General features: G+C 72.5%; 14 protein-coding genes. 6 read left to right on the top strand and 8 right to left on the bottom strand.

What is annotated here, in order from left to right; all coding sequences use genetic code 11:
* Positions 1-149: 149 nt before the first annotated feature.
* Positions 150-761, top strand: a complete 612-nt coding sequence (locus ACFUO4_RS04295; protein WP_383479753.1) for a hemerythrin domain-containing protein — start codon at positions 150-152, stop codon at positions 759-761.
* Here ACFUO4_RS04295 and ACFUO4_RS04290 read toward each other — a convergent pair.
* Positions 758-1,480 (bottom strand): 2OG-Fe(II) oxygenase, encoded by a 723-nt coding sequence (locus tag ACFUO4_RS04290; RefSeq protein ID WP_383479751.1) that lies wholly within the window; start codon positions 1,478-1,480, stop codon positions 758-760. The genes ACFUO4_RS04295 and ACFUO4_RS04290 overlap by 4 nt on opposite strands.
* Before the next feature lie 12 nt (positions 1,481-1,492).
* Positions 1,493-2,026 (bottom strand): methylated-DNA--[protein]-cysteine S-methyltransferase, encoded by a 534-nt coding sequence (locus tag ACFUO4_RS04285; protein ID WP_383479749.1) that lies wholly within the window; start codon positions 2,024-2,026, stop codon positions 1,493-1,495.
* 136 nt (positions 2,027-2,162) lie between these two features.
* On the opposite strand from ACFUO4_RS04285, the gene ACFUO4_RS04280 reads away from it, so the two are divergent.
* From ACFUO4_RS04280 to ACFUO4_RS04270, 3 genes are all read left to right on the top strand, one after another.
* The gene (locus tag ACFUO4_RS04280) at positions 2,163-2,408 is read left to right on the top strand and encodes a hypothetical protein (RefSeq protein ID WP_383479747.1); all 246 of its coding nucleotides are present in this window, start codon (positions 2,163-2,165) and stop codon (positions 2,406-2,408) included.
* A 3-nt stretch (positions 2,409-2,411) separates the two neighbouring features.
* Positions 2,412-2,789, top strand: a complete 378-nt coding sequence (locus ACFUO4_RS04275; protein WP_383479745.1) for a toxin Doc — start codon at positions 2,412-2,414, stop codon at positions 2,787-2,789.
* 508 nt (positions 2,790-3,297) lie between these two features.
* Entirely contained in the window at positions 3,298-4,914 is a 1,617-nt protein-coding gene (locus tag ACFUO4_RS04270) for an RICIN domain-containing protein (RefSeq protein ID WP_383479743.1), read from the top strand.
* Here the strand turns inward: ACFUO4_RS04270 and ACFUO4_RS04265 are convergent.
* From ACFUO4_RS04265 to ACFUO4_RS04250, 4 genes are all read right to left on the bottom strand, one after another.
* On the bottom strand, positions 4,889-5,866 hold the full coding sequence (locus tag ACFUO4_RS04265; RefSeq protein ID WP_383482277.1) for a 2-hydroxyacid dehydrogenase: 978 nt from the start codon (positions 5,864-5,866) through the stop codon (positions 4,889-4,891). The two genes, ACFUO4_RS04270 and ACFUO4_RS04265, sit on opposite strands and share 26 nt — an antisense overlap.
* Before the next feature lie 164 nt (positions 5,867-6,030).
* Complete coding sequence (locus ACFUO4_RS04260) at positions 6,031-7,200, bottom strand: lactate 2-monooxygenase (RefSeq protein ID WP_383479741.1); 1,170 nt, start codon at positions 7,198-7,200, stop codon at positions 6,031-6,033.
* An 81-nt stretch (positions 7,201-7,281) separates the two neighbouring features.
* Complete coding sequence (locus ACFUO4_RS04255) at positions 7,282-8,874, bottom strand: purine-cytosine permease family protein (RefSeq protein WP_383479739.1); 1,593 nt, start codon at positions 8,872-8,874, stop codon at positions 7,282-7,284.
* A gap of 206 nt (positions 8,875-9,080) precedes the next feature.
* Positions 9,081-9,632 carry a hypothetical protein gene (locus ACFUO4_RS04250; protein WP_079308969.1) on the bottom strand — a complete coding sequence of 184 codons (552 nt, stop codon included), beginning with the start codon at positions 9,630-9,632 and terminating at the stop codon, positions 9,081-9,083.
* Between the two features lie 324 nt (positions 9,633-9,956).
* Between ACFUO4_RS04250 and ACFUO4_RS04245 the strand changes: the two genes are divergently transcribed.
* Positions 9,957-10,379 carry a protease inhibitor gene (locus ACFUO4_RS04245; RefSeq protein ID WP_383479737.1) on the top strand — a complete coding sequence of 141 codons (423 nt, stop codon included), beginning with the start codon at positions 9,957-9,959 and terminating at the stop codon, positions 10,377-10,379.
* A 136-nt stretch (positions 10,380-10,515) separates the two neighbouring features.
* Here the strand turns inward: ACFUO4_RS04245 and ACFUO4_RS04240 are convergent, their stop codons facing one another.
* Positions 10,516-10,914 (bottom strand): STAS domain-containing protein, encoded by a 399-nt coding sequence (locus ACFUO4_RS04240; RefSeq protein WP_383479735.1) that lies wholly within the window; start codon positions 10,912-10,914, stop codon positions 10,516-10,518.
* 257 nt (positions 10,915-11,171) lie between these two features.
* Here ACFUO4_RS04240 and ACFUO4_RS04235 point away from each other — a divergent pair, with 257 nt between their 5' ends.
* On the top strand, positions 11,172-11,648 hold the full coding sequence (locus ACFUO4_RS04235) for a hypothetical protein (RefSeq protein WP_383479733.1): 477 nt from the start codon (positions 11,172-11,174) through the stop codon (positions 11,646-11,648).
* Here the strand turns inward: ACFUO4_RS04235 and ACFUO4_RS04230 are convergent, their stop codons facing one another.
* Positions 11,649-11,819, bottom strand: a complete 171-nt coding sequence (locus ACFUO4_RS04230) for a hypothetical protein (RefSeq protein WP_179143358.1) — start codon at positions 11,817-11,819, stop codon at positions 11,649-11,651.
* Between the last annotated feature and the right edge of the window lie 12 nt (positions 11,820-11,831).

The following is an 11,831-nucleotide window of genomic DNA, read 5'->3' as shown; positions in this document are numbered from 1 at the left end:
CACTAGTGCGAGGGGTTCCGGGGGCGTGCATGTGACATCGAAAGGCCGAAATGTGACGTGCGCCTCACGGAAAGGGCGCCCTGTCACACCGTCGCGGCGCGGCGGCCTCTTGACCGGGAGTCCGCATCCGCGGGCACCGAGGAGGACCCGTGCCCATCGACTTCACCGCCATGTACGCGTCCCACGACGCCTTCCGCCGCGATCTGGCCCGGCTGGCCGACGCTGTCGCCGAAGGACGGGCCGGCACCCCCGCGGTCCGGGCCGGCTGGCAGAACTTCCAGCACCAGCTGCACGTCCACCACACCGCCGAGGACGCCGGGCTGTGGCCGCGCGTCAGGGAGCGGGTCGCCGGGCGGCCGCGCGAGCTCGCGCTGCTCGACGCGATGGAGGACGAGCACGCCCGCATCGACCCGCTGCTGGCCGCCGTCGACACCGCGCTGACCGACCGCGCGCCCGAACTCGGCGATCTGGTCCGGGCGTTGACCGCCACACTCGACGACCACCTCAAGCACGAGGAGGACGCTGCCCTGCCCCTGCTCCAGGACGTCCTGACGGACGCCGACTGGGGTGCCTTCATCGGCCGCATCCGGGAGACCCAAGGGGTGCGCGGGGCCGCGGTGTTCGTGCCGTGGGTCGTCGACGGCGCCCCGCCCGCCGCCCGTGCCAGGTTCCTCGGCAGCATGCCCCCGCCGGTCCGCGTCCTCAACCGGCTGTTCTGGGAGGCCGGTTACCGGCGCAAGGGGCTCTGGGCGCGCGCCTAGGAGGCGTCGTGGAAGACCAGGCCCAGGGTGTGCCGGTGGCCCGAGTGGACCGTGCTCACGCCGTGTCGCATCGCGCCCGCGGACCAGCCGCGGCGAGTGCGCACCGGATGGTCCCGGGTCGTGAAGACCAGGCCGTGGCTCTGCCGCAGCACGGTCGACGTGCCCCGGGACTGCGCCCTGGGCCGCTGTTCCACCATCAGGAACTCGCCGCCCGTGTAGTCCGTGCCGTACACGTCGAGCCCGACGACGACCTGGAGCGGGAAGACCAGCTCGCCGAACACGTCCCGGTGCAGGGCGTTCCAGTCGCCCGCCCCGTACCGCAGCAGGATCTGCGCCGACCGGTCCTGCCCGGCCGCGTGGCAGCGCTCCAGCCACTCGGCGAGGGAGTCGGGCCAGGGTGCCGCACGGCCGAGCCGGGCGGCCCAGTCCCGGGCGATCGGCAGCAGGCGCGGGTAGAGCGCGGCCCGCAGCGCGGCCACCGGGGCGGGCAGGTCGTGGGTGAAGTACCGGTACTCGCCCGAGCCGAAGCGGTGCCGGGCCAGGTCGACGGTGGTGCGGAACAGTTCCGGCTTCTCGTACAGGGCCACCAGGTCACGGCACTCGGCGGGCGTCAGCAACGGTCCCGTGGACGCGCTGCCGTGCTCGTCCAGCTCCGCGGCGAGCGCGTCCCAGTCGGTCCCGGCGGCGCGGCGGCGCGCCTGGTTCAGGGTGAGGGTCATGAAAGCCTCCCGTCAGAGGAGCGTCGGCTGCAGCGCGCCCTCGTGCGTGAGCAGCCGGACCTTGCGCTGCACGCCGCCCGCGTACCCGCGCATCGAGCCGTCGGCGCCGATCACCCGGTGACAGGGCCGGACGATCAGCAGGGGGTTGGCGCCGAGCGCCGCACCCACGGCCGGGGTGTCGGCCCGCGCCACACCGAGCTGCGCGGCGAGCGCTCCATACGTCGTCGTGGTGCCGTACGGGATCGCGTCGACCGCCTGCCACACGCGCCGCTGGAAGTCGGTGCCGTCGGTGGCGAACCGCAGGTCGAACCGGGTGAGCCGGCCCGCGAAGTACGCGGTGAGCTGGTCGGTGGCCTCGGTGAAGGCGTCGTCGTCGCGCCGCCAGTCGGCGCGGACGGCCGGTGCGGTGCGCTGCCCCGGCATCGACAGCGAGCTGAGCACTCCTGCCCGGGCCACGAGGAGCAGTACGCCGAGCGGGCTCTCGATCGTCGTGAAGGTCGTCGTGCCGGTGTGGGTGTCCGTGTGCGTGTGCGTGTCCGTGTCCATGGCTACGAGTCTGCTGCGCCGGGCGGCCGGTCACCGGCGGGATTCGGACGTCGTGCTCGGTGCCGGAGGTACCTGCCTGGAGTGGCGGTGACCTGGGGGTATTTACGGTTGAGTACCCCGGCGGTACCGTTGGGGCATGCCAGCTCTCAACGTGGAGTTCAGTGATCGTGAGCTAGAGGACCTGCGGCAGATCGCCAAGGAGCGCGGTACGTCGATGAAGGCCCTCGTCCGGGAGGCGGCCGCCGCCGACATCGCGCGGCATCGCGCCCTGAAGGAAGGCGCGGAGGCGTTCCGGCGGTTCTTCGCGACCCATGCCGACGAATTCGCCGCCGCCTTTCCCGACGACGAACCGGCCGGGCACGGCAAGCGGCGGGCCGTCTGACCGATGGCCTCCGTCGTCCACATCGACGTCCCCTGGCTGCTCCAGCGCCATGAAGAGGTCCTGCCGGACCAGCCCACGGTCAACGACTTCTCGGCGCTGGTGGCCGCCGTCGCCCGGCACCGCGTCGACCCGCCCCGGCTCGGCGTGGACTCCGACCCCGCCTGGCGGGCCGCCGCACTGCTGCACACCCTCGCCCTGCTCAAACCACTGCCCGCGGCCAACGCCCGCTTCGCCTGCGCGACGGCGGTGGCGTACATGTTCGTCAGCGGCGTCGGCATCGACCCGCCCTACGGCGCCCTCGTCGACCTCGCCCGCGACCTGATCTCCGGCAAGACCGACGTCTACGGCGCCGCGGACCGGTTGCGCTCCTGGCAGATCTGAGGGCGCGTCACACGAGGCATCGGCCGGCCTGGCCGACCCCGGTCTGCCCTCGGGGCCGCCGACCGAGGGCGGGAGGATCGGGGTCGGCGGCCGGTTGCGCACAGGAGAGCCGCCGTCCTGTGCGTGGCCTCCGAGGGGCCGATACCAGTGCACTACGGGGTGGTGCGCGCCGGGAGCGTGCGCGATGCCCCGGCGCGTGCGCGTGTTTCACACGGGGCGTGTGGAATAGCGAAAGCCAGGCGGGGAGAGCTGCGCCGGCCCTGTTTCTGACTATCTTTCAATGATGCTGATGTTGCTCAAGTGCCTTGTTGGTCATGACCCCGTTGTGCAAGGGTGAACTACCCGTGCGGGGGGTAAAGGCCGGGTCTTCATTCGTCCCGTGGGGAACCGGGCCGGACGAGCCGCCGTGAATTCACGCTCCTCGCGCCTCACCGAAGAGGACATCCGTCCCCGCTCCTTTTCGGAGAGTTGAAGCACAGAACCACATGCGTGGGAAGGAACCCGCTCAGTGCCCACCCCCCACCCCCCTCGCCCTCCGTACCCGCCGCCCGGCGGCGTTCCGGGGGAATCCGACGACGACCTCGCCGCCCATCTGCGCGGCCGTCCGGACGGCGAGGCGGCCCAGTCGGCCGCGCTGCTGATGGCGCGCCACTGGCAGCCGGTCCACGAGTACGCCGTCATCTGCCTGGCCGCCCGTTCGGAGGTGGCCTCGATGGTCACCGCGGCCGCCTTCCACCAAGTCCTCGACCGGCTCGCCCTCGGCGAGCCCGCCACCGCGCTGCGCCCCCGCCTCCTCGTACGCGCGCGGGACACGGTCCGCGAGTGGTCGACCGAGGACCGAATATCCGGCGTTCTTCCGGACCTCGTGAAACCCGCTGGCGGTCGCGGTATGCGGGCGGCGAAGTCCATGACGCCCGAAAATCGCAAACTCGCCGAGCGGTCATTCCTCGCGCTGCCCGGACTCGCCCGCTGTCTGCTCTGGCACACCGAGGTCGAGGCCGAGCCGATAGCCGTCCCCGCCGCCCTGCTCGGTATGGACACCGTCAGCGCCGAGGCCGCTCTCGAACAGGCGCGTGACAAATTCCGTGAGGGTTGTGTACATGCCCATCGGGAACTCGCGCCGACCAAGGATTGCCGGTTCTACAACCGCCTCCTCGACGTCCCGATTCGCCGCGGCGGAGCACTGCTGCCGGATGTCCAGCAGCATCTGGACGAGTGCCCCTACTGCCGATTCGCCGCCGAACAACTCAGTCATTTCGAGGGCGGGTTGGGCATGCTGCTCGCCGAGGCCGTGCTCGGCTGGGGCGCCCGCCGCTATCTCGACTCCCGGCGCGGGCAAGGCGTGCCGGACTCCCGCGGGCAGGGTGGCGGCCGGCACGGCGGCGGACGCCGGCGGCTGCTGTCCCGCATCCCCTCGCCCGGCCGCCGTCCCCCCGAGGGCCCCCGCTCCTCCCGGGTGCTGCTGACCGGTGTGGGCCTCGCCTCCGCCGGGCTGATCGCCAGTGTGCTCGCCACGAGCCTGTGGTCGGACGACGGCGGCGTCGACCCGGCCGCCTCCACCAGCGCGACCGGCAGCGAGTCGGCCCCGGACGGGGTCTCCGCGTCCCCGCCGGGCACCGCCCAACTCCCCCTGGCGCCCAGCAGATCCAGGCTGCGCAACGTCGGCTCCGACCTCTGCCTCGATATCCGGGGCACGGTGCGGAAGGGCGCCGCGACCGCGTTGGAGACCTGCTCGGACGACGACACCCAGAAATGGACCTACGACGAGGACGACGGGCTGCTGCGCAGTGCCGCCGACCCCGACCTGTGCCTCGACTCGCACGCCGACGCCGGTGTGGTCATCCTCGGCACCTGCGCGGACGACAAGAGCAAGCGGGCCGCCGATGTGCGCTACGACATCACCGTGCAGGGCGAGTTGCTCACCCGCTGGGACGACCAGCTCGCCGTCACCTCCACCAGCGGGGAGCCGGACGCCGACATCGTCGTCAAGGTCCGTGACGGCTCCGACCAGCAGCGCTGGGTGACGGACCCCGTCTCACCCGGCACCGGCGCCCTCTCGGATGCCGGCTCCGGCGCCCCGTCCGTGCGGGCCGTCGACCTCAGCGAGCGGGGGCGGGCCCGCTGACGATGTCCCGGGGCGGATCGCCCGCCAGATAGCCGGCCACGTTCTGGACGGCGGCCAGGGCGATCCGCACCAGCGTCTCCCGGGTGACGCCCCCGACGTGCGGCGACAGCACCACGTTCGGGGCGCGCAGCAACCGCAGGGCCGCGGTGGGCGGTTCGGGGTCGAAGACGTCGAGGCCCGCCCCGGCCAGGGCGCCCTTCCCCAGGGCGTCGGCGAGGGCGTCCTGGTCGATCAGCGCGCCCCGCGCGGTGTTGACGACGAACGCGGTCGGCTTGAGCAGCGCGAGCCGCGGGGCGTCGAGGAGACGGCGGGTGTCGTCGGTGAGGGGCGCGTGCAGGGAGACGTAGTCCGAGACCCGCAGCAGTTCGTCGAGCGGCACATGGCGGGCACCGCCCAGTCGTGCCTCCGTCTCCTCCGGCACCCGGCGCCGTCCCGCGTAGACGACGCTCATGTCGAACGCGACCGCGCGCCGGGCGACTTCGCGCCCGATCTGCCCCAGGCCGACGATGCCCAGCGTCTTGCCCGACAGTTCGGTCAGGGACCGCTGGAGGCGGGGGAGCGCCCAGTCGGCCTCGACGAGGGCGTTGTGGGCCGGGACCAGCTGCTTGGCCAGCGCGAGCATCAGGGCGAAGGTCTGCTCGGCCACGTTCCGCGCCTCGGCGCCGCTGGAGCCGATGGTGCAGACCGGCACGGCGAGTTCCCGGGCGGCCTCGACGTCGACGTAGTCGAAGCCGTGGCTCGCGCACTGCACCAGCCGCAACTCGGGTGCGGCGGCGAGGTGTTCGGCGGTGACCGGGGCGAGGGCCGTGACGACGACGTGCGCCGCGCGCAGGGCTTCGGGGTCCTCGTCGGTCCGCTCGACGACCGTGACCTCGGCCTCGCCGGGGAAGAGCGTGGCGAGCCCGGCACCGGCGGTACGGCCGCCGACATGCGGGGCGATGACGGCGAGCACGTTCTTCGGGGCGGTCGTGTCGGGCCCTTGGGTCTCGGGGGCGGTCGCGGCGGGCCCTTGGTTCTCAGGAACGGCCACGGCGGGTCCTTCGGCTTCGGGGTCGGTCACGGCGGGCCCTTCGGATCCGGGGTCGGCCACGGCGGGACCTTCGGCCTCGGGGTCGGTCATACGGGGGCCTCGGTGAGGTCGGCGGGGCCCACCGTGGTGGGTGTGGCGTGTCCGGACAGGGCGAGGGTGAGGTCGAGTTCGGCGAGCAGACAGCGGATCACGTGCTCGACGCCGGCCTGACCGTCGAGGCCGAGGCCGTAGACGTACGGCCGTCCGACGAGCACGGCTCGCGCGCCGAGCGCGAGTGCCTTGAAGACGTCGTCGCCGGTGCGGACGCCGCTGTCGAACAGGACGGTGAGCCGGTCGCCGACCGCCTCGGCGACCCGGGGCAGCGCGTCGGCGGCGCCGATCGCCCCGGCGACCTGCCGGCCTCCGTGGTTGGAGACGATCACGCCGTCCATCCCCGCGTCGGCGGCCAGCCGGGCGTCGTCCGGGTGCTGGATGCCCTTCAGTACGATGGGGCCGTCCCAGTTCTCGCGCAGGAACGCCAGGTCGGGCCAGGTCTTCGCGGGGTCCGCGAACATGCCCACGAAATGCAGCACCGCCGCGTTCGGGTCCTCGTGCACCGGCTTGGCCAGCGCCGCCTGGAACGCCGGGTCGGAGAAGTAGTTGGCGGTGCCGACGCCGTGCAGGAACGGCAGGTACGCCTGGTCCAGGTCACGGGGCCGCCACGCCAGCAGCGGCGTGTCCAGCGTGACGACGAGCACGGTGAACCCGGACGCCTTGGCCCGCCGCAGAAAGCTCCGGGCGACCTCCGGGTCCTTGGGCCAGTACAGCTGGAACCAGCGCTCGGCGTCCCCCATCGCCTCCGCGACCTGCTCCATCGGCGTGCTGGAGGCGGAGGACAGGATGTACGGCACGCCCTGTGCGGCGGCGGCCCGGGCGGCGGCCGACTCGGCGTCCGGGTGCATGATCGACAGCACGCCGACCGGTGCCAGGGCCAGCGGGGCGGGCAGGGGCCGGCCGAGGACCTCGACGGCGAGGTCCCGCTCGTGCACGTCCCGCAGCATGCGCGGCACGATCCGCCGCCGCTCCAGCGCGGCCCGGTTGGCGCGGGCCGTGCTGCCGTCGCCCGCGCTGCCCGCGACGTACCCGACCGGCCCCGGCCCGAGCCGCTGCTCGGTGAGCTCCTCCAGGCGGGTCAGATCGGTCGGGAGCCGCGGTACGGCCCCCGAGAGCCCGTTGAGATAGATCTCGTACTGGAAATCCGCCCAGTGCCTGGCCATCCGTGGGTCCCGCCTCTCGTCGCTGAGAACGCGTTGCGCTCCGACGATACTGGCGAGTAAGGGCCGCTCAGAACACCGGGGTCAGCCGCCGTTCGCCACCGTGACCGGCTCGGGCTCGCCGCACTCCGCGCCCGGCCCGGTGATGGCGGGCACCGGCACGTCGACGGTCCGTGCCAGCCGCGCACCCTCCGGCCCGTACACGGCCCGCGGTTCGGGGAACACCCGCAGCAGTGTCAGGAACAGCACCGCGGAGACCACCAGCGACAGCGGCAGGCTGATGTCGATCCCGTCGGCGAGGTCGCCCAGCGGGCCCACGAACTGGCCCGGGATGTTGGTGAAGAGCACACCGAGCAGCGCGGAGACCCACCAGGCGGTCATGCCGCGCCAGTTCCAGCCGTGCGCGAACCAGTAACGGCCGCCGCGCTGACGGCGGTTGAAGACCTGGAGCGCGTCGGGGTCGTACCAGCCGCGCCGGGTGTAGAAGCCCAGGATCATCACGACCATCCATGGCGTGGTGCAGGTGATGATCATCGTGGCGAACGTCGAGATGGACTGGACGAGGTCCAGGCCGAACCGCCCGACGAAGATGAACGCGATCGACGCGACGCCGACCAGCAGCGTCGCCTGCACCCGGGACAGCCGGGGGAACACCGAGGAGAAGTCGAGGCCGGTGCCGTACAGCGCGGTCGTGCCCGTCGACATGCCGCCGATCAGCGCCAGCAGGCACACCGGCAGGAAGAACCAGCTCGGCGAGATGGCGAGCAGTCCGCCCACGAAGTCGGGTGCGGCCGGGTCGACGTAGTCCGGGGCCTTGGTCGCGATGATGCTGGCGGTCGCCAGGCCGAACAGGAACGGCAGCAGCGTGGCGATCTGCGACAGGAACGCCGCGCCGATGACGCGGCGGCGCGGAGTGCTCGCCGGGATGTAGCGCGACCAGTCGCCGAGGAACGCGCCGAACGACACCGGGTTCGACAGCACGATCAGGGCGGCGCCGATGAAGGACGGCCAGAACAGGGACTGCGTCGCCGCGTCCGCCGAGTCCGTGAAGACGCCCGCGTACGACGGGTCGAAGTCGCCGGCGAAGGCGATCGCGCCGGCCAGGAACAGCACGCTCGCCGAGGTCACCGCGACCTTGTTGACGAACAGCATGAACCGGAAGCCGTACACGCACACGGCGAGGACCAGACAGGCGAACAGCGCGTACGCCACGACGTAGCTCAGATCGCCGCGCGGCAGTCCGAACAGCCGGTGGGCGCCGCCGACCAGGGCGTCGCCGGAGCTCCACACCGAGATGGAGAAGAACGCGATCGCCGTCAGCAGGGAGAGGAACGAGCCGACCACACGGCCGTGCACACCCAGGTGCGCCGAGGAGGAGACGGCGTTGTTGGTGCCGTTGACCGGTCCGAACACCGCCATCGGACACAGGATCAGCGCACCCGCGACGACCCCCAGCAGGGTGGCCGCGAGGCCCTGCCAGAAGGAGAGGCCGAACAGGATCGGGAAGGCGCCCAGCACACAGGTGGAGAAGGTGTTGGCGCCGCCGAAGGCGAGCCGGAACAGGTCCAGCGGGGTGGCGGTGCGGTCCGCGTCGGGGATGCGGTCGACACCGTGGGTCTCGACCTCGGTCAGGGACGGCGCGGACGAGGGGTCGGGCTGCGGGGGCTGCGGGGACAAGGGGGCTCCAACGAGGGGGACCGGCGGTGGAGCGCGTCGTGGCGCGGGGGAGGGGCTTGTCGGGGGCGGCCGGTCGTCGTCGCGGGGGTGGGCGGCGGGAGAGGAGGCCGTCCTCTCGGGGGTCTGCCGACGGTAAGGCCGGGGTCAAGGCCCGCACCAGAGGACGGTTTGTCCATCATTCGTGTCGCGGATGTGCGAAACCTCCATCACTCGGTGTCCGTGGGCGCGTCCTCCGGCTCGGCGTCGGGCCCCTGGGCCCGTACGCGCTGGACGTGTTCGAGGGAGTCGCGCAGTTCGGTGAGCCAGTCGTCGGTGTGCTTCTGGACCAGACGGACGCACCAGGCGAGCGCGTCGCTGCGGCTGCGGGCCACGCCGCCCGCGATGAGCGTGTCCAGCACCTGTCGCTCGGGCTGCCGCAGCCGGGTCATCACGGGCGCGGCCACGTGCGTGAACAGGGCGCGTTCCCCGGCGCACTCCACGCCCCAGGACACCTTGCGGCGGAACCGGTGCTCGGCCTCGCGGGCCACCTCGATCCGGGCCTCGCGGGTGCGCTCCCGGAACTCCTGCATCCGGCTCCGTACGGCCGCCTCCCGCTCGGTGGCCGAGGCGCCCTCGGCCAGCCGGGGTGCGGGGATGCGGCCTACGACGGTGATCTCCTCACGGTCGACGGTCAGTTCGGCCAGTTCCTCGAAGAGGTCGTCGGGCAGGCGCCCGGCGAACCAGCCGCGCAGTTGCTCTCGTTGCTCGGTCGTAATCATGTAATGACGATTACTCCACCGGAACATGAACGCAAGGGGACGGGACGGAGTGCGCCGAGAGCTCAACCGGAATGTTTCAGGCCGATTGCAGAGCCGGTATGAACCGGCCATTCGGTCGGGAACGACGATCAAGAACCGCGTGGTTACTGGGATCCGGTGTTCGAATTCCGTGACTTCGCGCCACTGATTCAACACGAAAGGTTACTGAAACGCGTGGGGTCGATGTGTGTTCCGGCCGCGGACTCGGCAGACTCGCGCTCGCCGCCCCGGCACCGACCGTGCCGGGCGCGGCACCACCCTCGTATCAGCGGAAGGATGCACACCATGCGGAACACCGCGCGCTGGGCAGCGACCCTCGCCCTCACGGCCGGCGCCGTCTGCGGCCCCCTCACCGGAGCCGCGCTGGCCGCCCCGGACTCGCTCTACGCCCCCTCCGCCCTGGTCCTCACCCTGGGCCACGGCGACAGCGCCGCCACCGCCACCCCGGCCCGCGCGGTCACCCTGACCTGCGCCCCGACCGCCTCCGGGACACATCCTGCGGCGGCTGCGGCCTGCGCCGAACTGCGCGGCGTGGGCGGCGACCTCGACGCGTTCCAGGCCCGTGACGACGTCCACTGCACCAAGGAGTACAACCCCGTGGTCGTCACCGTCGACGGCGTCTGGCAGGGCAAGCGCGTCTCCTACGAGCGCACCTTCGCCAACGAGTGTGTGAAGGGCTCCCTCGGGGCGAGCCTCTTCACCTTCTAGAGCCGGGGTCGCGGGGTTCCCGTGCAACCGGACGGCCGCCCGTGGCTGGGGAGCGCGGGCGCCGTCACGAGGACCCCCGTGATCTCGCACCGAGGGCCGGCCGGGCGGAGTGGGGCCACCCGGTCGGCCTTCGCAGTCACGGCCGCTGTCCGGGGACACCAGGCAGCGGCGGAAACCGGCCGAGCAGGCCCGAGGCCCGTAACAGCCGTCGTATACGGGGGCTTTCCGAGACCACCCGCAGCCGGCCGCCGCGCTCGCGCGCCCGGGACTCGGCCCGGCACAGCACGCGCAGCCCTGAGCAGTCGAAGAAGGCGACCGTGCGCAGGTCGACCGTGACGTCAGGTCGCGGGCCCGCCGTCGCGGCCGACAGATGCTCCGCGAGGGCACCCGCGCTCGCCATGTCGATCTCGCCCGAGGCCTCGACCACCGTGAGCGTGCCGTGCGGACAGGTGCGGGCGTACGGGTTCGCCGCCGGGGTGCCGGTGTCGGTGCCGTCGGCAGGATCGGGGGCGCGGTCGCCGGACTCCGGTGTCATCTCGGCTCCCCCTCGGACGGGGCGGTGTTCGATGTGCGTTCTCACCCCGGCCGGGTACCCGGCATCCCGGCTCTGGCTCCGGACAAGCTCTGCTTCATCCGACCCGGTGAATTCCAAGCGGGGACATTGACTTCCAGTCGGGATTTCAGCTGCTGGAAGCCCTCGCGGAGGGCCCTGTTCAAGCGGCCCCCGGCGTCGTACAGTCGCGGTGCTGCCCCGGTCCCCGGCCGCATCCGCTTCGACGCAGGGGGTGGGGCGTGGGCCCGCCGGTACGGACGAGCGCGGAGGAGCCTCCGCTGCTCACCGAGTGCGGGCTCCAGGAGCCCGCCTTGGAGATGGAGTTCACGGCGCACTTCCCGAGACAAGGCGGTACGGCGGCCTCGGACGCCGCCGCTGCCGCGGTCATCGGCGTGATCGAGGCGCCGACGGCCTTCGTCGTCGCCCTCCTGGACGCCGCGCACCGCGTGAACGGCTGTCTCCTCGCCCGTACGACGGCCGAGATCTGCCGGATCGTCCTCACGGCGGACCGCACCGGTATCACCGTCGCCGGCACCGACGACACGACGATCACCCTGGACCGCGCCGACGAGGACGGGACCCGGGACCTGCCCCTGTCGGCCGTCGTCGACGGGCTGCACGTCCACCACGGGCCCGGGGGCCACGTCTGGGTGGTGTGGCACGGCGTCTGGTGCGCGGGGGCCGACGACAGCGTGTCCCCGCGGCGGGCGCCCTAGCTATTCGCCCTCGGACTCCTCCTGGGCGCGGGTGTTGGGGGTGATGGCCTCGCCGGCCTCGCCCCGTCGGCGGCGCTGTTCCTCGGTGTCCCGGGTGTGGCGTTCCGCCTCCTCGATCTTGCGCAGGACCTGCTCCGTGACCGTCTCGGGGTGCTTCTTGTCGTGGGTCATCACGCTCTCCTC

This window comes from Streptomyces sp. NPDC057280, assembly GCF_042668605.1.
GTDB lineage: Bacteria > Actinomycetota > Actinomycetes > Streptomycetales > Streptomycetaceae > Streptomyces.
The sequence above is the reverse complement of the archived record's forward strand: the minus strand, read 5'-3'. Positions and strand labels throughout refer to the sequence as shown.